This is a genomic window from Mycobacterium sp. C31M, assembly GCF_053345865.1.
Map to the genome: position 1 here is coordinate 120,517 of NZ_JBKFAX010000010.1, position 19,544 is coordinate 140,060.

Sequence of the window (19,544 nt, forward strand, 5' to 3'; positions counted from 1 at the left end):
ACAGAGAGCACAATGCGACGCGCCAAGCGCAAACCCCGAAGACCCCGCCGCCGCCGACGACGAATCGCTGAACCATGCTGACCGCGCTGGGAATCGCGGTCGGGATTCTGGTCGTCTGCGCCATCACAGCACTGACCGGCTACTTCGTGGCCCAGGAATTCGCCTATATGGCAGTGGACCGGTCCCGGCTCAAGGCCCGCGCCGAAGCCGGTGACCCCGGCGCCGCCCGCGCGTTGTCGGTGACCCGCCGAACCTCGTTCATGCTCTCCGGCGCCCAATTGGGCATCACCGTGACCGGGCTGTTGGTCGGTTATGTCGCCGAACCACTGATCGGTGAGGGCTTCGGGGACCTGCTCAGCGGTGTCGGCGTGCCCGTCGCCGTCGGTGTCGCGATCGGCACCGTGCTGGCCATGGTGTTCTCCACCGTCGTGCAGATGGTGTTCGGTGAGCTGTTCCCCAAGAACCTCGCCATCGCCCGGCCCGAACCGGTGGCCCGCCGGTTGGCGCTGTCCACCAACATCTACCTCGGCGTGTTCGGTTGGCTGATCAAGATCTTCGACGCCTCGTCGAACCTGCTGCTGCGGGCCCTGCGCATCGAACCCGTGCACGATGTCGAACATTCGGCCACCGCACGCGATCTCGAGCACATCGTCGCCGATTCGCGGGAGACCGGTGAGCTACCCGAGGAACTGTCCACGCTGCTCGACCGGATCCTGGACTTCCCGACCCGCACCACCGAGCACGCGATGATCCCGCGGGCCCGTGTCGATGTGGTGTCCGCCGACGAACCGGTGGCGGCCGTGCTGGCGAAGATGGCCACCGGGCACACCCGCTACCCGGTGACCGGGCAGACGCCCGATGACCTGGTCGGCGTGGTGCACCTGCTGGATCTGCTGGCCGTCACCGATCCGGCCGCGACCGCGGGTGCGTCCTGCCGTCCCGCGGTGATCCTGCCCGAGACGCTGCCGCTGCCGGTGGCGCTGCGCACCCTTACCGAGGCGCGTGACGAGATGGCGCTGGTCATCGACGAGTACGGCGGATTCGCCGGTGTGCTGACCGTGGAGGATCTCGCCGAGGAACTCGTCGGCGAGATCGACGACGAGCACGACCGCGTAAGCACCGACGATGACATCGTGACGACCGGGGACGGTTGGCTGGTGCGCGGTGATGTCGCCCTCGACGAGTTGAGTCGCACTGTCGGCCACGATTTGCCCGAAGGCGACTACGAGACGCTCTCGGGTCTGCTGATCGCCGAGTTCGGTGGGCTGCCTGCGGTCGGCGACCAGATCAGTGTCGACCTCGGTGTCGAACCGTCCGAGCTGATCGCCGAGCACGCACCGATCCGTCGCCGGTTGGACGCCATCGTCCAGGCCGTCGAAAAGCATGTTCCGGCAAGCGTTCTGGTATCGGTGGTCGACATGCCCGGCGAAGACGATGACGAGGCGGCCGCCGATGAGTAACCCGTGGACCATCGTGGGCATCACGGTCGCGTTGATCGCGGCCAGTGCCTTCTTCGTCGCGGTCGAGTTCGCCTTGATCGCGGCGCGCCGGCACCGCCTGGAGGATGCTGCGCCACACAGTCGTTCGGCACGCGCCGCGCTGCGGTCGGCATCGGAGCTGTCGGTGCTGCTGGCAGGGTCGCAGTTGGGCATCACCATCTGCACGCTGGCGCTGGGCGCCATCACCAAACCCGCCGTGCACCACTGGCTCACCCCGGCCATCGCGGGCTGGGGGGCGCCGTCCTGGCTGGCCGATGTCGGTGGGTTCATCCTCGCGCTGATCATCGTCACGTTCCTGCACCTGGTGGTGGGGGAGATGGCACCCAAGTCCTGGGCGATCGCACATCCGGAGCGGTCGGCCACCATGCTGGCGCTGCCGATGCGGGCCTTCATGTGGCTGACGCGCCCGCTGATCGGCACGCTGAACCGGCTGGCCAACTGGTGTCTGCGCAAGGTCGGGGTGGAACCCGTCGATCAGGTCGCCACCGGTCAGGACCCCGATGCGCTGCGCCATCTGGTGGAGCATTCGGCGACCGTCGGCACCCTCGACGAGCGGTATCACGGACATCTGGTCAGCGCGCTGGAACTGGAGGCGCTGACGGTCGGCGACATGTTGCGTACCGGCGCGGCCCCCAGCAGTGTGCGCTCGGCTGCGACGCCGGTGGGTATCCAGACCGAATCGCGGCGCACCGGGCACCTGCGCCTGCTGGTGCGTGACAACGGCGCGATCCTGGGTGTGGTGCATGTGCGCGATACCGTGCAGGCCGGCGCCGATGTGAGTGCCGCCGACCTGATGCGGCCGGCGCTCATGCTCGATGCCGCCACCCCGGCCTACGCGGCGCTGCGGACCATGCGCGAAACCCGCAACCACCTCGTGGTCGTCCTCGATGATGCCGGTGCGGTGCTGGGCCTGATCACGTTGACCGATGTGCTGGAGCGGCTACTGCCGACGGCGGAGGCGGTCTGAGTTATCCACAGTCGCCGATTCATCCACAACCGGGTCGGCTGACGGTCTCGACGATGTGATGCTGTCGTGCCGGCACGAAAGCATTCGTGGCATGACACAACAACCGTTCGATTTCGACCTCGGCAGGCCGGCAGCGTTGATCGCCGCGCTGCCGGCCGTGCTGGGGTTCGTCCCCGAGTACTCGCTGACCGTGGTCACCCTGGACCGGGGTGATCTGGGCTGCGTCATGCGCGTGGACCTGTCCGAGGACCTGTGCGGCAACACCGCGCACCTGGCCGAGGTGGTCGCTGGGTCCGGCCACGACGCTGCGGTCGCTGTGATCGTCGACGAAGACCGTGGAGAACACGGCGACCTGGCCGACGATCTGACGCGGACCATGGGAGAGGAGGGGATCGAACTGCTCGCCGTGCTCGAGGTGGACCGCGTCGCCGCAGGTGGCCGCTGGTCGTGCGTGTGCGGTTGCCGTGCAACCGGTTTGATCGATGATCCGGAGTCCTCACCGTTGGCAGCCGCCGCGGTGCTCGACGGTCGCCGGCTCTACCGGCGGCGCGCCGAACTGGAGCAGGTGATCGCCGTGGTGGACACCGCACACAGTGTCCGACTGGCCGAGGCGTTGCGGCCGGTGCGGGCCGGTGCGCTGTCGGTGCGCACCGCGCGTCGCGCCGTCGAGGGCGCCATGGCGCTGGCCACCCGGGTGGGAACAGCCGAGGACCTCGACGATGCCGACATCGTCACCGTCGTCCGCGCACTGACCGACCCGCGGGTCCGCGACACCCTGTACGGGCTGGCCGTCGGTGCGATGGCCGCCGACGCCGAGGCGTTGTGGGCGACGTTGTCGCGGCTGCTTCCGGCGCCGTGGCGGACCGAAGCGCTGACGCTGCTGGCCTTTTCGGCGTACGCCCGGGGCGACGGACCGCTGGCCGGTATCGCCTTGGAGGCCGCGATCGAGATCGACCCGTCGCACCGGATGGCGACGATGCTCGACTGCGCCCTGCAGTCCGGGATGCGCCCGGACCAGATCCGTGAACTGGCGATTTCGGGTTATCGCACCGCCGATACGCTCGGTGTGCGGCTACCGCCGCGGTTGGCGTTCGGCCGGCGAGCCGGCTAGACCTTCTCCACCTTCACGGCGTGCGCCATGTGGTGGGGCAGTTCGACTTCCTGGTGTCCTGGAATCAGGATCAGGACACCGCCCTGATCGTTCGGGTCGTCACTGGCCTGCACGGTCACCCGGGCATTGGGCACCACACCGGCATCCTTGAGTCGGCCGATCAGCTCGGCGTCTCCCTGGACGTGCTCGGTCAGCTGCCGCACCACCACCGCGACCGGTGAACCGGCCGGAAGTTCGGTCAGGCGCACCAGATTCGCGTCGTCGTTGCTGCCGGCACCGCCGAAGCCGAGCTCGGACAGTCCGGGGATCGGATTGCCGAACGGGGACGTCGTCGGGTTGTCCAGCACCTGAACCAGCCGCCGCTCGACATCCTCGCTCATCACGTGTTCCCAGCGGCATGCCTCGGCGTGCACTTCCTCCCACGGCAGGCCGATCACGTCGACCAGCAGCCGTTCGGCGAGGCGGTGTTTGCGCATCACGGAGATGGCCAGGTAGCGGCCCTTCTCGGTCAACTCGAGGTGGCGGTCTCCGGCGACGTGCAGCAGCCCGTCGCGCTCCATCCGGGACACGGTCTGACTGACGGTCGGGCCGCTCTGCTCCAGACGTTCGGCGATGCGCGCCCGCAGCGGCACCACGCCCTCTTCCTCGAGGTCATAGATGGTCCGCAGGTACATCTCGGTGGTATCGATGAGATCGTTCATGCCCTACCTTCCAGGCCCTGCAATTACCACCCGAGTCTAGCTGTCCGGCGTGCTGAACAGGGTTGCAACATCCGGTGCCAGACGTTGTGATGCCCGCCGCGAGTCGCGACGGGCATCACCGGGTGAGGTTGACCAGGGTCTAGCTGGCGTAGGAACGCAGGCGCTCAGCCCGGTCCCCGTTGCGCAGCTTGGACATCACTTCGCGTTCGATCTGGCGGACCCGCTCGCGGGACAGCCCGAACAGCTTGCCGATCTGGTCCAGCGTGCGCGGCTGGCCGTCGTCGAGGCCGAAGCGCAGCCGGATGACCTGCTGCTCACGCTCGTCGAGGGTGGCCAGCACGTACCGGATATCGGTGTGCAGCAGTTCGGAGATCACGGCGTTCTCCGCGGACATCGCCTCGGCATCCTCGATGAAGTCACCGAGGGGGGCCTCCTCGTCGCTGCCGACCGGCATGTCCAGGCTCACCGGGTCGCGGCTGTGCTCCAGCAGATCGGCGATCTTCTCGGCCGGGATGCCCGACTCTTCGGCCAGTTCCTCATCGGTGGCCTCGCGGCCCAGGTTCTGGTGCATCTCGCGCTTGATCCGGGCCAGCTTGTTGACCTGTTCGACCAGGTGCACGGGCAGCCGGATGGTGCGGCTCTGGTCGGCCATGCCGCGGGTGATGGCCTGCCGGATCCACCAGGTGGCATACGTCGAGAACTTGAATCCCTTGGCGTAGTCGAACTTCTCCATCGCGCGGATCAGCCCGAGGTTGCCCTCCTGGATCAGGTCGAGCAGCGGCATGCCGCGTCCGGTGTAGCGCTTGGCCAGCGACACCACCAGGCGCAGGTTGGCCTCCAGCAGGTGCCGGCGGGCGGCGTCACCGTCGCGGACCACCGCTGCGAGATCGCGACGGCGGGCCTCGCCGAGACGCTTCTTGGTCTCCAACACATGCTTGGCGTACAGGCCGGCCTCGATGCGCTTGGCGAGCTCGACCTCGTCGGCCGCGTTCAGCAGGGCGGTCTTGCCGATGCCGTTGAGGTACACGCGGACCAGGTCGGCGGCGGGGCTCTGGGCGTCCAGATCGGAATCGATGCGGCTTGCGGTGGCGATCGCCATTTACGGCCTCCTGCTCGGTGGAACTGTCACTGCGTACAACGCCCGAGAGGGTGACTGAGTTCCCGCCCGGTCTCGGTGGCATACCACCTGACCTGCGGATTCAAACCGACGACCTGAGAATGTCCTGAGAAGTGGTGAAGTTGGCGCTCAGTCGGGAACGCCGGGACCGGCGTGCGGGCTGTCTGCACTCGGGTTCGGCCGCACCGGCGCCTGCAGGGCCGGCCGTTCCGCGGTGGGGAACAGCGGGGTGCGCCGGGCTCCGCCGTCGGCATAGCGCCGGGGTTCGTCGGCGGAGCGTGGCGGCCGGTCGTTGGCGATCAGCACTGCGATCCACGGCAGCGGGATGGAGGCGACGATGATCGCCAGCGAGATGAGTCCGTTGTTCCAGACTCCGTAGGCGACGGCAGCCAACACGAGAGCCGGGATGCGGAAGGACATCAGGGTCAGGTACTTGCGCACCCGGGCGCGGTGTTGCTCGTCGTGCGGGAGCGCAGCGCGGGTAATGAGTACCGGTCGACCTTCGTCGTCGAAACTCAGCTCGGGGCTTTGTTTCATACCTCCACTGTCCCACATCTGCACCGCTCGCGGCACAATGGATGGATGCAGACCCAGACCATCGAACGGCCCGATACCGACGAACATGTCGACGACGGGACCGACGACGACGCCCCCAAGGTCTTCCACTACGTTAAAAAGGACAAGATCGCCGAAAGTGCCGTCATGGGTACACATGTCGTCGCGTTGTGCGGCGAGGTGTTCCCGGTGACGAAGGCAGCCAAGCCGGGCTCGCCGGTCTGCCCGGACTGCAAGAAGATCTACGAGCAGCTCAAGAAGTAGCTTCGTCGGCGCCGGACTTCGCGCTGTCTGTCTTCGCGCTGTCCGCCTTCTCGGCGATCCACGCGCGCAGTCGGCGGGCATGGGTGTCCGGGGCCGGCCACTCCTCCTGGACGGCGGCGTTCAGTTCGGCGCCGATCATCACCGCGAAGCCGGCCAGGAACGCGAACAGCAGAAACGCGATCGGCGTCGCCAAGGCGCCGTAGGTGTACCCCGTCGCGGTGATCCAGGTCAGGTAGAAGCGCAGGCTGAAGGTCGCGATCAGGAACACCGCGGTCGCCAGCACCGCGCCCACCACCAGTCGGTGGGTCGGCAGCGGGCTGGGCAGCGATACCCGATAGAGCACGGTCACCACCAGAATCAGCGCGATCACCAGCACCGGGTAGTAGCCGTACTGCAGCGCGTGTGACCAGCTCTCCGGTATGGACTCGGTGATCTTGCGCGGGCCCAGCGCGATGAACGGGGCCGTCAGCACCGCGCTCACCAGCATGATCACGTAGAGCCCCAGCGCGAAGAAGCGCTGCCGCACCGGATGGCGGAGCGGGGTCTGATCATGGGCCTCGACCACGGAGTCGACAAACGCCGACACCGCCGACGAACCGGCCCACAGTGAGATGACAAAACCCAGCGACACCACCTCACCGCGGGCCGAGCGCACGATGTCGTAGATGGTCGGCTCGATGATCTCGGTGACGACGTTCTGCGAGAAGAACCGCTCCGAGGTACCGATCAGCTGCGCCTCGATCGTCGGCAGGGTGTCCGGCCCGAACAACGGTGCCAGGTAGGCCAGGCTGCCGAGCATGCCCAGCAGCAGCGGGGGCAGCGACAGTGCACACCAGAAGGCGGCCTGTGCGGACTCCGAGAAGATCGAGTCATCCCACGCCTTGGACAGCGTGCGTTTGGTGATGGGCCAGATGTGATGACGCGACGGCTTTGCCGGCGGCTGGTCGGTCATCACGCGTCCAGCATTCCCGACGCGAGCGTGCGCCGCCCGGTCAGACCGGACGGCGCATTCGCTACGCCTCGACCGGCTTCACCTCCAGCACGGCCGCCAACTCGATCAGCTTTGCCTCGTGCTCGTTCGCATGATGCTGGCAGAACAAGAGCTCTGCACCCGACGGGAGCTTCGCGCGTACCTGCGCGGCGGCACCACAGCGGTCGCAGCGATCGGCCCGGGTCAGTTCCGGACTTGTCAGAGTTGCGTTCACGGCACATCCTCCGTTCTGCTTTGGTGCGTATGACTACTGTGTCAGACGTTTTCGGTTCTGGCCTTGTTCCCTTGGGGTTCACCGGTGTGTCGTGTCTCACTGCAGCCGCGTTACCGGGCGGGCAGGGTGGAGGACATGATCCCGCAACCCGATGTCCTGCTGCATCTGTGCGCCATCGACGAATGGCGGCACGCCGAGACCGTCGGTGAGCACCGGCCCGCATCGCTGAACGATGGCGGATTTGTTCATCTTTCATCCCCTGAGCAGGTTCATCTGCCGGCCAACCGATTGTTTGCGGGACGCACCGATCTTGTCCTGCTGCGCATCGATCCGGCCGCGCTGACCGATCCGGTGCGCTGGGAACCGGGCGTGCCGACCGATCCCGAGTCGATGTTGTTCCCGCATCTGTACGGCCCGCTGCCGGCCGCCGCTGTGACAAGTGTCACGCCCTATCTGCCGGCCGCGGATGGCTCGTTCGCCGCGTTCGAATGAGGTGGCCCGGCACGCCGCCATGTTAGTCAGCGGTGCCGGAACGTAGGTTGGGGGAGTGACGGCAGCGCAGCGGGTCGCGGTGGTGACCGGGGCCAGTCGCGGTGCCGGGCGAGGTATCGCCGCGGCACTCGGAGCCCACGGCTGGAAGGTTTATGCCACCGGCCGGACCATCACCGACGCCCCGCCGGGCGGCGTGGCGGTGATGGTCGACCACGCCGACGATGCCGCCGTGGCGGCGCTGTTCGAGCGGGTTGCCGCGGAATCGGGTGGGCTGGACCTGTTGGTCAACAACGCCGCCGTCGTGCATGACGAGTTGACCGGTGCAAAGCCGTTCTGGGACAAGCCGCTCGCGCTCGGTGATGTGCTCGACGTCGGGTTGCGGTCGGCCTATGTGGCCTCCTGGCATGCGGCACCACTGCTGTTGGATCGGCCCCGCGGGCTGATCGCCTTCACCTCGTCGCCCGGTTCGGTCTGCTACATGCACGGCCCCGCCTACGGGGCGCAGAAGGCCGGTATCGACAAGATGGCCGCCGATATGGCCGTCGACTTCCGTGGGACTCCGGTGGCGACCGTGTCGGTCTGGATGGGCATCCTGCTGACCGAGCGGCTGCGCGCCGCCTTTTCCGGCAACCCCGACGCGCTGGCGGCGACCGCGGCGCACGCCGAGACCCCGGAGTTCACGGGACACCTGATCGACGCGCTGTTCGCCGACCCGGAGCTGGCGGCATTGTCGGGGCACACGCTGATCGGCGCCGAACTGGCCGCCCGCTACAACATCACCGATGAGGGCGGTCGCACACCGCCGTCGCATCGCGAGATGTTGGGCGCACCGCGTGAGCCCAGTGCCGTGGTGTTGCGATGAGTGCGTGACAGATCGGCCTGGTTTCGTAAACTGAGCAATTGTGGCAATACTGTCCGGCTTCGCGCCGTGGATCGTGTACTGGATTCTGGTCGGAAACGTCCCGTTCCTCGCGGCGGCGCTGGCCGCCCTCGTCGTTGCGGTGGCCGCCGTCATGGTGGGCCGGCTGCACGGTGTCAAGGTGCGGACCCTGGAAATCGGTGCCGTCGCAACGTTTGTCGTGCTGACCGCCGTCGTCCTCGTCGTCGGTCAGGATGTCGCCGAACGCTGGATCCAGCCGTTGAGCTTCGCCGCCGTGCTGCTGGTGGCCCTGGTCGGGCTGCTGGCCGGTCGACCCTTCGCACGCGAGTTCGCCGAGGCCGACCAACCGGCCGACGTGCGCAAGAGCGAGCAGTTCGTCCCCGTCACCACGCAGGTCACCTGGATCTGGATCGCCACATTCGCCGCTGCGACGGTGTCCGCGGCGATCCCGCCGATCGTCGGCCGTGATGCGACGCTGCTCGACACCCGGACCCCGCTGTCCTACTTGTGTTACTGGTTGGTGCCTGCGCTGCTCATCGGTGCCGCGGTGCTGGCATCGCGGGTGCTCATCGAGCGGCTGGTCGCCGAGGCCACCAGCCCGCACACCGTACGGCGCAGCACCTTCGTCTCGTTCAAGGAGCTTGAGATCGATCAGCTCTACTACCTCGCGCGGGAACGCGCCGAGCGGGAGGCCGGGCCGGATCTCGAAGCCTATGACGTCAAGCTCGGTAGCCAGGGCGTACCGCTGACCGGCGACGAGTCCCGTGAATCCTGGCCGATGAGCTACAAATTGCGCGAGCGCAAGGTCCGGCATTAGCCAGCAATCCGGGGCTGCTTGCCATGGCAAGCAGCCCCGGATGCACGCCTGTACACGGGCAAAGGCCCGGGCGTAGATTTCGAAGCGGCGGTGTCGGTCTGACCGACCCAATGTGCCTCTCAGCCCGTCACAGCCGACCTGTCACATCGTTCGGAGGGGTACATCATGTCTGTCGAACAGGACAACATCGAACTCGTCAAACGCGGCTACGAAGCCTTCGCCAACGGCGACATGGACACCGTGATGGCGCTGTTCGATGACAGCATCGAATGGGTTCAACCCGGTAACAGCACCATCAGCGGCACCTATCACGGCAAGGGCGAACTCGGCCAGTACATGGCCGCCCTGGCGGCCAAGACGCCCACGGTCAAACTGGACCGCCTGGTCGCCGACGGGGACACCGTCGTCGCGCTGACCGATATCACCGCAGGCGGTGAAAGCGGCCATGACGCAGACGTTTTCACCATTCGTAACGGCAAGACGGTGCGGGTCGAGATTCACGGTGACACCGCGCTGATGGAGCGCATCTATGGCACGAAGCAGCGCGCCGCGCACTAATCCAGGTAGTCCCGCAGCACCTGCGAGCGGCTCGGGTGGCGCAGCTTGCTCATCGTCTTGGACTCGATCTGGCGGATGCGCTCACGCGTGACGCCGTAGACCTGGCCGATCTCGTCGAGCGTGCGCGGCTGACCGTCGGTGAGGCCGAAGCGCAGCCGGACCACACCGGCCTCGCGCTCGGACAGTGTCTCCAGCACCGACTGCAGCTGATCCTGCAGCAGGGTGAAGGACACCGCGTCGACGGCCACCACGGCCTCGGAGTCCTCGATGAAGTCGCCGAGTTGGCTGTCACCCTCGTCGCCGATGGTCTGGTCCAGCGAGATGGGCTCACGCGCGTACTGCTGGATCTCCAGCACCTTCTCCGGCGTGATGTCCATTTCCTTGGCCAGTTCTTCGGGCGTGGGCTCGCGGCCCAGGTCCTGCAGCAGCTCGCGCTGGATACGGCCCAGCTTGTTGATGACCTCGACCATGTGCACCGGGATACGGATGGTGCGGGCCTGATCGGCCATGGCGCGGGTGATGGCCTGCCGGATCCACCAGGTGGCATACGTCGAGAACTTGTAGCCCTTGGTGTAGTCGAACTTCTCGACGGCGCGGATGAGACCGAGGTTGCCCTCCTGGATGAGGTCCAGGAATGCCATGCCGCGACCGGTGTAGCGCTTGGCCAGCGAGACCACCAGGCGCAGGTTGGCCTCCAGCAGGTGGTTCTTGGCCTTGTCGCCGTCGCGGCAGATCCACGACATGTCCCGACGCTCGGTCGGGGTGAATTTCTCACCCTTGGCGGCCTTCTCGGCCACCAACTGGGTGGCGTAGAGCCCGGCCTCGATGCGCTTGGCGAGCTCCACCTCCTCCTCGGCGTTGAGCAGCGCGACCTTGCCGATCTGCTTGAGGTAGGCACGGACCGAGTCGGCCGAGGCGGTGAGCTCGGCATCCTTGCGGGCCTGACGCAGCGCCTCGGATTCCTCTTCGTCCCAGACGAAGTCACCGGAGGCCTTGTCCTTCTCGGACGGCTCGGGAAGCTCGTCGTCCTTCTTGGCGGGCTTGGCGCCGGCCGCGGGTGCGGCCGCGCCGCCTTCGGCTTCCTCGCCGGACTCCTCGGCGTCCTCGTCATCGGAATCGTCCGACCCGTCGGTGTCGTCGTCGGTGTCGAGGTCGTCGTCGATCTCGACGTCCTCGAGATCCTCACCCGGCTCGACCTCCAGGTCGCCGTCGGCCTCGAGATCCTCGCCGAGGTCGGCGTCCTCGGCGTTCTCGTCCTTCTTGCCACGGGGCGCAGCGGCCTTGGCCGGTGCCTTTTTCGCGGGGGCCTTCTTCGCAGCCCGCTTGGCCGGCGCCTTCTTGGCCGGCGCCTTCTTCGCGGCGGTCTTGGTGGCGGTGGCCTGTACCGGCTCTTCAGTTGCCGGGCTTGCCTCTGTCGCTGCCACGTAAACCCTCTCGGTCATGCTGGACGGTGGCCGCGCGCAGGCGCCACCGGAATTCGTCGGCTGTCTCGAATATTGGCGTCTGATCTCTGCTGGGAAACCCGCCGCTATGTTCGTAGGCGGCCGCCATCGACCATTGTAACGACAGTGTGGCCGACCACCGTGCCGAGCGGCAAATTCATGCCGGTCCGCGCGTCGAATGCCGGCAGGTCACGGTTGCTGGTGCAGGCCCTGGGCCGCCATTGCCGCACCGACGATGCCGGCCGTGTTGAGCAGGGCCGCGGGCACCACCGGGGTGCGGTTCTTCAGCATCGGGATCCAGCGGTCGGCCTTGCGGCTGATACCGCCGCCGGCGATGAACAGATCGGGCCAGATGGCGTTCTCGACGGTCACCAGCACCTTGGTGACCTCCTCGGTCCAGCGCTGGTAGTTCCACTCCTTGCGCTCCTTGACCGAGGACGCGGCGCGATGCTCGGCCTCTTTGCCGCCCACCTCCAGGTGGCCGAACTCGGTGTTGGGCAGCAGCACACCGTTGTGGATGACGGCTGAGCCGATACCGGTGCCGAAGGTGAGCAGCACGATCAGCCCGGTGTTGTCCTTGCCGGCGCCGTAACGTTCCTCGGCCAGGCCGGCCGCGTCGGCGTCGTTGAGAACGGTGACCGGCTGACCGTCGAGGACTCCAGAGATGATCTCGGCGGCGTTGGTGCCGATCCAGCCCTTGTCGACATTGGCGGCGGTGCGCACGACACCGCCCGTCACCACACCGGGGTAGGTGACCCCGAGCTTGCCGGTCCAGCCGAACTCGCGGACCACCGCGGCCACCGTCGCGGCGACGGCATCCGGGGTGGCCGGTTGTGGGGTGGCCAACTTGAAGCGGTCGCCGACCAGGGCGCCGGTGTCGAGGTCGACGATGCCTCCCTTGATACCGCTGCCGCCGACGTCGACGCCGAAGCCGGTATTGGGCGAATCGGTCACGGGAACGCTCCTCAGCAGGGTCCGGTGGGCAATCCGACACCACATTAGTGCCATTCGGTGTGGTGCGATGGATACATGGATGATCCGCAGACCCTGCGTACGGTGGCCGAGCAACTTGCCACGGAGGCCGCGACTTTCGTGCGCACCCGGCGTGCCGAGGTGTTCGGTGCCACACCGGTTGCCGACGCGGTCGAGACCAAGAGCACACCCACAGATCCGGTGACCGTGGTCGACAAGGAGACCGAGCGCCTGCTGCGCGACCGACTCGCCGTGCTGCGCCCCGGCGATCACATCCTGGGCGAGGAAGAGGGCGGCTCGGCCGTAGCCGAGCCCGGTGTCCCGGTCTGGGTGATCGACCCGATCGACGGGACGGTCAACTTCGTCTACGGCGTCGAGTGCTACGCGGTATCGGTCGGGGTGCAGGTCGACGGGGTCTCGGTGGCCGGTGCGGTGGCCAATGTGCCGACCGGTGAGGTGTTCTCGGCCGCACTGGGACACGGCGCGACGCTGACCCGCGGTGGTGTGTCGACGGCGTTGCGGTGCAATGCGATCGACGATCTGTCGATGGCGCTGTTGGGGACCGGGTTCTCCTATGACGCGCAGCAGCGGGCCCGCCAGGCCGCGGTGCTGGCCGGTTTGCTCCCGCAGGTGCGTGATGTGCGCCGGATCGGTTCGTGCGCAATGGATCTGTGCATGGTGGCCGCGGGCCGGCTGGACGCCTACTTCGAGGACGACGTGCGGGTCTGGGACTGGGCGGCGGGTGCGCTGGTCGCCGCGGAGGCGGGTGCGGTGGTGCGCCTACCGGGTGGCGGCGCGGCGCTCATGGCGGCCGCACCGGGCATCGCCGGCGCCCTGGCCGACCGGCTGGGCTGACTCAGCAGGTGCCGCTGTGGATCTTGGTCAGCAGCGCGGCATCGGCGGGCTGGGTGGCATCGGGACGCAGACCCGCGAGCATGGCGTCGATATCGTCGCTGCGGCTGAACTCGGTGAAGTCGGTGCCCACCGCTAGGTCGACGCTGTCGTCGGTGCGGCCGTCCTGGAACAGCTCGGTGCACGGGGCCACCAACCACACCGCGGCCGCCGCGGCCCGACCGGACTCACCGAAGCGGATCTGACCCTGGCATTCCAGCCGGCCGGTGGCGTAGAGCGGATCATTGGCCGCCGTCGGCTGAGCGAACCCCAGGTCACGCAGGGCGCCGGAGACTTCGGCGGCCTGGCCGCCCTGTCCGCTGGCGTTGAGTACCTGGACCTTGGTGTCGGCCAGCCGGGCGGGCATCACCTCGGTCATATCGGCTCGTGAGACCGGCTCGCCGAGCTGCGCGGGCGCGGCGGTGGCGTCCGGGGCCGGCGGCGGCGGTGCGTTGCAGGCGGCGGCCTGCGCGACGTCGGTGGTCTGGTTCAGTGCGATCACCCACGCGACACCGGACACCAGCGCCAGCACCACGAACAGGCACAGCACGGGAACGATGTTGCGGCGCCGGAACGGCCGGCCGTGTTTGTCGAACGCCGTACCTTCGGTGATGGATGCGACCACTCCTGCACCTTAGAGGTAAGCCGCGGCACTGCCATCTACCAGGAGTTTTGGTTTGTGATATAAATCACAGTCAATCCGGGCCGATTCGGGGCACGAATCATTTGGCGTAGGCGTTCGACGCTGGTACAAAGCTCAGCTGCATGGACGCTGCATGGAACAGGAGGGGATGAATGGCCACCGACTACGACGCTCCGCGACGGACCGAGACCGATGACGTCTCGGAGGATTCGCTCGAAGAGCTCAAAGCGCGACGTAACGAGGCTCAGTCGGCCGTCGTCGACGTCGACGAAGGCGAGTCCGCCGAATCATTCGAGTTGCCCGGTGCCGACCTCTCCGGTGAGGAGCTGTCGGTGCGTGTGATCCCGAAGCAGGCCGACGAGTTCACCTGCTCGAGCTGCTTCTTGGTGCACCACCGCAGCCGGCTGGCGAGCGAGAAGAACGGTGTGATGATCTGCACGGACTGCGCGGCCTGACACAGGCCGCGCAGGCCCGGCGATCCAGCGGTCAGCTCTGCAGAGCAGCCAGCACCCGATCCGGGTGACGGCAGCTGACCAGCCAATAGGGGGTGGGATCGTCGGGATCGTCGAGCACGATCAGGACCATCGGGCCGACCCAGGCCCGGTGCAGCACATAGGCCGCTGGGTCCAGTTGGCGACCCAGGGCCGCCGATTTGGCCGACCGGGGAACCTCGGCCGACCGGGCGATCACATCGACCGGCAGATGCGCCGGACCCGCCCACAACTCCACGGCCGCATCGGCCGACGGACCGTTCTGCACGACGCGGATCTCCATCCGGCCCATCCACACCAGCACCGCCGCCGCGACAGGGAGCAGCACCGCATACGGCGCCCAGTCGGGTAGACCCTCGACACCCATGTTGACCTCGGCGGCGATGAGTGCGGCCAGCCCGAGTCCGGGTGGCCAGAACCACCACGGCACCCGTAGGCGTTCGCGGTAGCGCACGGTTTGGGCGATGGCGCGCGTGTCGGACACGTGCCCAAGAGTAATCTCATCGGCCGTGTCCACTTCTCTGGCGGTCGTGCGGTTGGATCGCGACCTTCCGATGCCCAGCCGGGCCCATGACGGTGACGCCGGCGTCGACCTGTACAGCGCCGTCGACGTGGACCTCGCGCCCGGGCATCGCAGTCTGGTTCCCACCGGGATCGCGGTCGCGATCCCGCACGGCATGGTGGGTCTGATCCATCCGCGGTCGGGATTGGCTACGCGCGTAGGCCTTTCGATCGTGAACAGTCCCGGCACGGTCGACGCCGGGTACCGTGGTGAGATCAAGGTGGCGCTGATAAATCTCGACCCGCAGACACCGATCGAGGTGCGGCGCGGTGATCGCATCGCACAGCTGCTGGTGCAGCGGGTCGAGCTTCCCGAGCTGGTCGAGGTGTCGTCGTTCGACGACGCCGGGCTGGCTGACACTTCCCGTGGCAGCGGTGGCCACGGCTCTTCAGGCGGACATGCGAGTTTGTGATGGCAGATAACGACGACGATTTCGACGGCCCGTTCGACATCGAGGACTTCGACGATCCAGAGTCCGCCACGGTGGCCCGGCTGGATCTGGGCTCGGTGCTGATCCCGCTGCCGGCGGCCGGGCAGGTGCAGGTCGAACTGACCGACCAGGGTGTGCCCAGCTCGGTATGGGTGGTGACACCCAACGGGCGGTTCACCATCGCGGCCTACGCGGCACCGAAGTCGGCCGGGCTGTGGCGTGAGGTGGCCGCCGAGCTGGCCGAGTCGCTGCGCAAGGACGGCGTGAAGGTACGCATCGAAGACGGCAAATGGGGCCGTGAGGTCGTCGGGGCCAGCACATCGGCTCCGCAGGGGCAGCAGCCCGGCGTGGTGCGCTTCATCGGGGTCGACGGCTACCGCTGGATGATCCGCTGTGTGGTCAACGGGCTGCCCGAGAACGTCGACGCATTGGCCGCCGAGGCGCGAGAAGCATTGCTGGACACGGTGGTTCGCCGCGGCGACACCCCACTTCCGGTGCGTACCCCGCTGGCCGTGCAGCTGCCCGAGGCGATGGCCAACCAGCTACGTGCGGCCGCCGCGCAGCAGGCCGCCGCCCAGGCTGCCGCCCAAGGGCAGCCCCCACCGGAGCCGGCTGCACGGCGAAGCGAGCACGGCACCGCCATGCAGCAGATGCGTAGCACCATCACCGGCGGCTAAAGCTCCAGCAGCGCCGCCAGGCAGGCGGCACCCAGCCGCGACGGGTCCGCGCCCATCTGCGCCAGCGTCACCGTGTGCAGGGCGGCGTGCGGTGCCGCGGCAACCCACTCGTAGGCCACATCGGCCGGATGCACCGGGTCGTCGGTGGCCGCCGCCAGGCCCATCGGGACCCGCAGGGTCGTCAGCGCCTCGACCGTCGGCGCCACATACCCGGCGGCCTCGTCCATCGCGTCGGGTAGCCCGGGCCACTGCGCGACCCAGGACCGGGACAGTTCGTCGGCCAGCCACTGCGGGCTGGACGCCCGCATGGCCGCGACGGTGGCGGCCAGCCCGTCGGTGCGCAGTTGCTGGGCCGAGGCCCGCGCGGTCAGCGCCGCGGCCGCATTCCCGGGCGCACCCGACCAGGCCGGCAGCGCGGCCAGTACCGCCACGGTGCTGCCCGGATGTGCCAACGCCCAGTTGGCGGCGACCGCCGCACCGATCGAGACACCGCCGACGGCGATCGGCGCACCGGCACGGGTCGCCTCATGCAGTGCCGCCTGGTAGCCGGCGATCAGTCGGTGCGGGTCCGGCGCCGGGGTCACCACGACCGCGCCGACCTCGTGCAACGGGCCCGCGAAGGCCCGGTAGGCGTAGTCGTCATCGGAGCCGGTGCCGGCCATCAGGACGGTCGTGACGCCTCGCAAGTCGATGGTCATCAAACGATCGTGCCGCGCCGCTGCCCGGCGTGGCGAATCGGAACCAACAGGTCTACGGTGGCGTTGGTCAGTTAGTGGATCGAAGACCGATTCGCGGTGAGGGAGAGGTCATGGCTACCGCCGAGGGGTATCTCCGCCGGCTAACCCGACGGTTGACAGAAGACCCCGAGCAACTCGATGTCGAGGAACTCAGCGATGAGGCGGCCGGCACCGGCGCGCAGAAAGCCATCGACTGTGAGCGTGGCCAGGAAGTCACCATGGTCGGCACCCTGCGCAGCGTCGAATGTAATGGCAAGGCATGCGCCGGGGGAGTCAAGGCCGAACTGTTCGACGGCACCGATGCGGTGATGCTGGTCTGGTTGGGCCAACGGCGGATCCCGGGCATCGAGACCGGCCGCACACTGCGGGTACACGGGCGCCTCGGACAGCTCGACAACGGCGCCAAGGCGATCTACAACCCGCACTACGAGATCCAGAAGTGACGGAAACAGACACGGACGAAGAGCCTGCCAACAAGGGCGGACAGGCGATCCTGGAGCAGATCGGCGGCGTCAGCGGCCTGATCTACTCCTCGCTGCCGGTGCTGGTGTTCGTCCCGGTATCCACCAAATTCGGTCTGATGCCGGCCATCTACGCCGCCCTCGGGGTGGCGACCCTGATCCTGATCTGGCGGTTGATCCGCAAGGAGACCGTCCAACCGGCGGTGTCCGGGTTCATCGGCGTTGGCATCAGTGCGGCGATCGCCTGGTGGCTTGGCGAATCCCGCGGCTACTTCGCGTACGGCATCTGGATGTCGTTGGTGTACGCCGCCGTCTTCACCGTCTCGGTGCTGATCCGCCGACCTTTGGTCGGCTATGCCTGGGGCTGGTTCAGCGGGGGTGGACGGCACTGGCGCTCGGTGCGGCGCGCGGTGCTCGCCTTCGATGTGGCCACCATCGCGTGGGCCGTCGTGTTCGCGTCACGGTTCGTCGTGCAGCGCCATCTCTATGACGCCGATGACGTCGGCATGCTGGGTGTCGCCCGGATCGCGATGGGCTGGCCGCTGACCGGTGTCGCCGCACTGGTCACCTGGTTGGCGATTCGCGCCGCGCAGAAGGCGCTCAAGGAATCAGCGGCTCAGGCCTGATTGCGCGCTCAGCGCGCGTGCGGCCGCAGGAGTAGCTCGCGCAGTTCGTCCTCGGACTCGGCGGTGGCCACGAACACCAACTCGTCGCCGCCTTCGAGCGGTTCGTCGCCCTCGGGCACGATGACCCGCGGCCCGCGCAGGATCGTCACCAGTGAGGCATCCCGCGGCAGGTTGAGCCGTTTGACGGCCTTACCGCCCCACGGGGTGTCGTCGGGCAGCGTGATCTCGACCAGATTCGCCTGTCCCTTGCGGAAACTCAGCAGCCGCACCAGATCACCGACGGCGACGGCCTCCTCGACCAGTGAGGCCAGCATGCGCGGGGTGGACACCGCGACGTCGACACCCCAGTTCTCGTCGAAAAGCCATTCGTTGCGCGGGTCGTTGACGCGTGCCACCACCCGGGGCACCGCGAACTCGGTCTTGGCCAGCAGGCTGACCACCACGTTGGCCTTGTCGTCGCCGGTGGCGGCGATCACGACGTCGAACTCCTGCAGGCGCACCGATTCCAGCAGGCTGATCTCGCAGGCATCGCCGAGCCGCCAGTGCGCGGCCGGGATGGCATCGACATCGATGTGCTCAGGATCACGCTCGAGCAGGGTGACCTCGTGATTGCTGACGAGCTCACGGGCGATGGACCGGCCGACCGCCCCGGCGCCGGCGATGGCGACCTTCATTCGTTGTCCTCGCTGGGCGGTAACGCCGAGATCGCCAGGGCCTCGGCGATATGACCGGAGATGGCGGCGATGAAGACGTGGTCACCGGCCTGGATGATCGTCTTGCTGTCCGGCAGCAGCCCGGTACCCAGGCGCAGCATGAACGCCACCCGGCCGCCGGTGGCCGATTCCAGCTCGGTAACCGGATGACCCGCCCAATCCTCGTGAAGCGGCAGTTCGGCGACTCCGACATTGCCGGAGGGATCACGCCATTTGGTGGTCTCCGATTCCCGGGTGAGCACATTGAGCAGCCGGTCGGTGGTCCACGGCACGGTGGCCACGGTGGGGATGCCGAGCCGCTCGTAGACCGCGGCGCGCTTGGCGTCGTAGATACGCGCGACGACTCGCTCGACACCGAAGGTCTCCCGCGCCACACGCGCGGAGATGATGTTCGAGTTGTCGCCGGAGGAGACCGCCGCGAAGGCACCCGCTTCCTGGATTCCCGCGCGTAGCAGGACATCCCGGTCGAATCCCATGCCGAGCACCCGCTCACCGGTGAACTCCGGGGACAGCCGGTTGAACGCGGTGGAATCCCGATCGATGACAGCCACCTCATGGCCGATCCGGGCCAGTCCGTCCGCCAATGATGCGCCGACCCGGCCGCACCCCATCACCACAACCCGCACTCTCGGTCCTCTCTGGCGGTTGCCGCGGAATACCGTCATATCTGACACGCCATTCAACCAGCGCACCCGGAACGCTACAGCCAATCGCCGGTGCGCTTACTCTTGGC

Annotated in this window: 26 protein-coding genes; 14 read left to right on the plus strand and 12 right to left on the minus strand. The window is 67.7% G+C overall.

Annotated features, from left to right (window positions below; all coding sequences use genetic code 11):
- Positions 1 to 74: 74 nt before the first annotated feature.
- The 3 genes from ACLBYA_RS16705 to ACLBYA_RS16715 all read left to right on the plus strand — a co-directional run bounded on the left by ACLBYA_RS16705 (position 75) and on the right by ACLBYA_RS16715 (position 3,577).
- Complete coding sequence (locus ACLBYA_RS16705) at positions 75 to 1,460, plus strand: hemolysin family protein (RefSeq protein WP_447710538.1); 1,386 nt, start codon at positions 75 to 77, stop codon at positions 1,458 to 1,460.
- On the plus strand, positions 1,453 to 2,466 hold the full coding sequence (locus tag ACLBYA_RS16710; RefSeq protein ID WP_447710539.1) for a hemolysin family protein: 1,014 nt from the start codon (positions 1,453 to 1,455) through the stop codon (positions 2,464 to 2,466). Before ACLBYA_RS16705 ends, ACLBYA_RS16710 begins: the two co-directional genes overlap by 8 nt.
- A gap of 91 nt (positions 2,467 to 2,557) precedes the next feature.
- Positions 2,558 to 3,577: a DUF4192 domain-containing protein gene (locus ACLBYA_RS16715; protein WP_447710540.1), complete on the plus strand. Its 1,020-nt coding sequence runs from the start codon at positions 2,558 to 2,560 to the stop codon at positions 3,575 to 3,577.
- Here ACLBYA_RS16715 and ACLBYA_RS16720 read toward each other — a convergent pair.
- From ACLBYA_RS16720 to ACLBYA_RS16730, 3 genes are all read right to left on the minus strand, one after another.
- Positions 3,574 to 4,278, minus strand: a complete 705-nt coding sequence (locus tag ACLBYA_RS16720; RefSeq protein WP_447710541.1) for a metal-dependent transcriptional regulator — start codon at positions 4,276 to 4,278, stop codon at positions 3,574 to 3,576. The genes ACLBYA_RS16715 and ACLBYA_RS16720 overlap by 4 nt on opposite strands.
- Before the next feature lie 139 nt (positions 4,279 to 4,417).
- Positions 4,418 to 5,377: a sigma-70 family RNA polymerase sigma factor gene (locus tag ACLBYA_RS16725; RefSeq protein WP_447710542.1), complete on the minus strand. Its 960-nt coding sequence runs from the start codon at positions 5,375 to 5,377 to the stop codon at positions 4,418 to 4,420.
- A 147-nt stretch (positions 5,378 to 5,524) separates the two neighbouring features.
- On the minus strand, positions 5,525 to 5,950 hold the full coding sequence (locus tag ACLBYA_RS16730; protein WP_447710543.1) for a DUF3099 domain-containing protein: 426 nt from the start codon (positions 5,948 to 5,950) through the stop codon (positions 5,525 to 5,527).
- A gap of 27 nt (positions 5,951 to 5,977) precedes the next feature.
- Between ACLBYA_RS16730 and ACLBYA_RS16735 the strand changes: the two genes are divergently transcribed.
- The gene (locus ACLBYA_RS16735) at positions 5,978 to 6,214 is read left to right on the plus strand and encodes a DUF3039 domain-containing protein (RefSeq protein WP_019512981.1); all 237 of its coding nucleotides are present in this window, start codon (positions 5,978 to 5,980) and stop codon (positions 6,212 to 6,214) included.
- Here the strand turns inward: ACLBYA_RS16735 and ACLBYA_RS16740 are convergent.
- Together ACLBYA_RS16740 and ACLBYA_RS16745 are read right to left on the minus strand one after the other, a co-directional pair.
- A complete protein-coding gene (locus tag ACLBYA_RS16740; RefSeq protein WP_447710544.1) occupies positions 6,204 to 7,166 on the minus strand; it encodes a YihY/virulence factor BrkB family protein in 963 nt (320 codons plus the stop codon). The genes ACLBYA_RS16735 and ACLBYA_RS16740 overlap by 11 nt on opposite strands.
- Positions 7,167 to 7,227: 61 nt before the next feature.
- On the minus strand, positions 7,228 to 7,419 hold the full coding sequence (locus tag ACLBYA_RS16745) for a DUF7455 domain-containing protein (RefSeq protein ID WP_447710545.1): 192 nt from the start codon (positions 7,417 to 7,419) through the stop codon (positions 7,228 to 7,230).
- Between the two features lie 135 nt (positions 7,420 to 7,554).
- Here ACLBYA_RS16745 and ACLBYA_RS16750 point away from each other — a divergent pair, with 135 nt between their 5' ends.
- The 4 genes from ACLBYA_RS16750 (at position 7,555) to ACLBYA_RS16765 (ending at position 10,166) form a co-directional block, all read left to right on the plus strand.
- Positions 7,555 to 7,911: a DUF952 domain-containing protein gene (locus ACLBYA_RS16750; protein ID WP_447710546.1), complete on the plus strand. Its 357-nt coding sequence runs from the start codon at positions 7,555 to 7,557 to the stop codon at positions 7,909 to 7,911.
- Positions 7,912 to 7,966: 55 nt separating this feature from the next.
- Positions 7,967 to 8,773 (plus strand): SDR family NAD(P)-dependent oxidoreductase, encoded by an 807-nt coding sequence (locus tag ACLBYA_RS16755; protein ID WP_447710547.1) that lies wholly within the window; start codon positions 7,967 to 7,969, stop codon positions 8,771 to 8,773.
- A gap of 40 nt (positions 8,774 to 8,813) precedes the next feature.
- A complete protein-coding gene (locus ACLBYA_RS16760; protein ID WP_447710548.1) occupies positions 8,814 to 9,608 on the plus strand; it encodes a hypothetical protein in 795 nt (264 codons plus the stop codon).
- Between the two features lie 165 nt (positions 9,609 to 9,773).
- Positions 9,774 to 10,166 (plus strand): nuclear transport factor 2 family protein, encoded by a 393-nt coding sequence (locus ACLBYA_RS16765; protein ID WP_447710549.1) that lies wholly within the window; start codon positions 9,774 to 9,776, stop codon positions 10,164 to 10,166.
- On the opposite strand, the gene ACLBYA_RS16770 is transcribed toward ACLBYA_RS16765, so the two are convergent.
- On the minus strand, positions 10,163 to 11,590 hold the full coding sequence (locus tag ACLBYA_RS16770) for an RNA polymerase sigma factor (RefSeq protein WP_447710550.1): 1,428 nt from the start codon (positions 11,588 to 11,590) through the stop codon (positions 10,163 to 10,165). The genes ACLBYA_RS16765 and ACLBYA_RS16770 overlap by 4 nt on opposite strands.
- A 207-nt stretch (positions 11,591 to 11,797) precedes the next feature.
- Positions 11,798 to 12,607, minus strand: coding sequence for a polyphosphate--glucose phosphotransferase (gene ppgK / locus ACLBYA_RS16775; RefSeq protein WP_447710551.1), 810 nt, complete (start codon positions 12,605 to 12,607; stop codon positions 11,798 to 11,800).
- 30 nt (positions 12,608 to 12,637) lie between these two features.
- Here ppgK and ACLBYA_RS16780 point away from each other — a divergent pair, with 30 nt between their 5' ends.
- A complete protein-coding gene (locus ACLBYA_RS16780) occupies positions 12,638 to 13,435 on the plus strand; it encodes an inositol monophosphatase family protein (RefSeq protein WP_447710552.1) in 798 nt (265 codons plus the stop codon).
- Position 13,436: 1 nt separating this feature from the next.
- Here ACLBYA_RS16780 and cei read toward each other — a convergent pair whose 3' ends face one another.
- On the minus strand, positions 13,437 to 14,096 hold the full coding sequence (gene cei / locus ACLBYA_RS16785) for an envelope integrity protein Cei (protein ID WP_447710553.1): 660 nt from the start codon (positions 14,094 to 14,096) through the stop codon (positions 13,437 to 13,439).
- A gap of 170 nt (positions 14,097 to 14,266) precedes the next feature.
- On the opposite strand from cei, the gene ACLBYA_RS16790 reads away from it, so the two are divergent.
- A complete protein-coding gene (locus tag ACLBYA_RS16790) occupies positions 14,267 to 14,569 on the plus strand; it encodes a DUF4193 domain-containing protein (RefSeq protein WP_447710554.1) in 303 nt (100 codons plus the stop codon).
- A gap of 31 nt (positions 14,570 to 14,600) precedes the next feature.
- Here the strand turns inward: ACLBYA_RS16790 and ACLBYA_RS16795 are convergent, their stop codons facing one another.
- Positions 14,601 to 15,089 (minus strand): DUF3093 domain-containing protein, encoded by a 489-nt coding sequence (locus ACLBYA_RS16795; RefSeq protein ID WP_447710555.1) that lies wholly within the window; start codon positions 15,087 to 15,089, stop codon positions 14,601 to 14,603.
- 25 nt (positions 15,090 to 15,114) lie between these two features.
- Here ACLBYA_RS16795 and dut point away from each other — a divergent pair, with 25 nt between their 5' ends.
- Positions 15,115 to 15,579, plus strand: coding sequence for a dUTP diphosphatase (dut, locus tag ACLBYA_RS16800; protein ID WP_447710556.1), 465 nt, complete (start codon positions 15,115 to 15,117; stop codon positions 15,577 to 15,579).
- Entirely contained in the window at positions 15,579 to 16,274 is a 696-nt protein-coding gene (locus tag ACLBYA_RS16805) for a DUF3710 domain-containing protein (protein WP_447710557.1), read from the plus strand. Before dut ends, ACLBYA_RS16805 begins: the two co-directional genes overlap by 1 nt.
- Here the strand turns inward: ACLBYA_RS16805 and ACLBYA_RS16810 are convergent.
- The gene (locus ACLBYA_RS16810; RefSeq protein ID WP_447710558.1) at positions 16,271 to 16,972 is read right to left on the minus strand and encodes a serine aminopeptidase domain-containing protein; all 702 of its coding nucleotides are present in this window, start codon (positions 16,970 to 16,972) and stop codon (positions 16,271 to 16,273) included. The genes ACLBYA_RS16805 and ACLBYA_RS16810 overlap by 4 nt on opposite strands.
- A 110-nt stretch (positions 16,973 to 17,082) precedes the next feature.
- Here ACLBYA_RS16810 and ACLBYA_RS16815 point away from each other — a divergent pair, with 110 nt between their 5' ends.
- Together ACLBYA_RS16815 and ACLBYA_RS16820 are read left to right on the plus strand one after the other, a co-directional pair.
- Positions 17,083 to 17,454, plus strand: coding sequence for an OB-fold nucleic acid binding domain-containing protein (locus ACLBYA_RS16815; RefSeq protein WP_447710559.1), 372 nt, complete (start codon positions 17,083 to 17,085; stop codon positions 17,452 to 17,454).
- Positions 17,451 to 18,098: a DUF3159 domain-containing protein gene (locus tag ACLBYA_RS16820; RefSeq protein WP_447710560.1), complete on the plus strand. Its 648-nt coding sequence runs from the start codon at positions 17,451 to 17,453 to the stop codon at positions 18,096 to 18,098. The genes ACLBYA_RS16815 and ACLBYA_RS16820 overlap by 4 nt, the downstream gene beginning before the upstream one ends.
- Before the next feature lie 8 nt (positions 18,099 to 18,106).
- On the opposite strand, the gene ACLBYA_RS16825 is transcribed toward ACLBYA_RS16820, so the two are convergent.
- Together ACLBYA_RS16825 and ACLBYA_RS16830 are read right to left on the minus strand one after the other, a co-directional pair.
- Positions 18,107 to 18,772, minus strand: a complete 666-nt coding sequence (locus tag ACLBYA_RS16825) for a potassium channel family protein (RefSeq protein WP_447710561.1) — start codon at positions 18,770 to 18,772, stop codon at positions 18,107 to 18,109.
- Positions 18,769 to 19,437 (minus strand): potassium channel family protein, encoded by a 669-nt coding sequence (locus ACLBYA_RS16830; protein WP_447710562.1) that lies wholly within the window; start codon positions 19,435 to 19,437, stop codon positions 18,769 to 18,771. Before ACLBYA_RS16830 ends, ACLBYA_RS16825 begins: the two co-directional genes overlap by 4 nt.
- Positions 19,438 to 19,544 lie beyond the last annotated feature (107 nt).

Bases quoted from the DNA above. Each gene is read 5' to 3' on its own strand.
- ACLBYA_RS16740 (WP_447710544.1), bottom strand. From the start codon at position 7,166: ATGACCGACCAGCCGCCGGCAAAGCCGTCGCGTCATCACATCTGGCCC.
- ACLBYA_RS16815 (WP_447710559.1), top strand. From the start codon at position 17,083: ATGGCTACCGCCGAGGGGTATCTCCGCCGGCTAACCCGACGGTTGACA.
- ACLBYA_RS16780 (WP_447710552.1), top strand. From the start codon at position 12,638: ATGGATGATCCGCAGACCCTGCGTACGGTGGCCGAGCAACTTGCCACG.
- ACLBYA_RS16710 (WP_447710539.1), top strand. From the start codon at position 1,453: ATGAGTAACCCGTGGACCATCGTGGGCATCACGGTCGCGTTGATCGCG.
- ACLBYA_RS16825 (WP_447710561.1), bottom strand. From the start codon at position 18,772: ATGAAGGTCGCCATCGCCGGCGCCGGGGCGGTCGGCCGGTCCATCGCC.
- ACLBYA_RS16725 (WP_447710542.1), bottom strand. From the start codon at position 5,377: ATGGCGATCGCCACCGCAAGCCGCATCGATTCCGATCTGGACGCCCAG.
- ACLBYA_RS16720 (WP_447710541.1), bottom strand. From the start codon at position 4,278: ATGAACGATCTCATCGATACCACCGAGATGTACCTGCGGACCATCTAT.
- ACLBYA_RS16805 (WP_447710557.1), top strand. From the start codon at position 15,579: ATGGCAGATAACGACGACGATTTCGACGGCCCGTTCGACATCGAGGAC.
- ACLBYA_RS16705 (WP_447710538.1), top strand. From the start codon at position 75: ATGCTGACCGCGCTGGGAATCGCGGTCGGGATTCTGGTCGTCTGCGCC.
- ACLBYA_RS16790 (WP_447710554.1), top strand. From the start codon at position 14,267: ATGGCCACCGACTACGACGCTCCGCGACGGACCGAGACCGATGACGTC.
- ACLBYA_RS16735 (WP_019512981.1), top strand. From the start codon at position 5,978: ATGCAGACCCAGACCATCGAACGGCCCGATACCGACGAACATGTCGAC.
- ACLBYA_RS16715 (WP_447710540.1), top strand. From the start codon at position 2,558: ATGACACAACAACCGTTCGATTTCGACCTCGGCAGGCCGGCAGCGTTG.
- ppgK (WP_447710551.1), bottom strand. From the start codon at position 12,607: ATGTGGTGTCGGATTGCCCACCGGACCCTGCTGAGGAGCGTTCCCGTG.
- ACLBYA_RS16810 (WP_447710558.1), bottom strand. From the start codon at position 16,972: ATGACCATCGACTTGCGAGGCGTCACGACCGTCCTGATGGCCGGCACC.
- ACLBYA_RS16730 (WP_447710543.1), bottom strand. From the start codon at position 5,950: ATGTGGGACAGTGGAGGTATGAAACAAAGCCCCGAGCTGAGTTTCGAC.
- ACLBYA_RS16765 (WP_447710549.1), top strand. From the start codon at position 9,774: ATGTCTGTCGAACAGGACAACATCGAACTCGTCAAACGCGGCTACGAA.
- ACLBYA_RS16750 (WP_447710546.1), top strand. From the start codon at position 7,555: ATGATCCCGCAACCCGATGTCCTGCTGCATCTGTGCGCCATCGACGAA.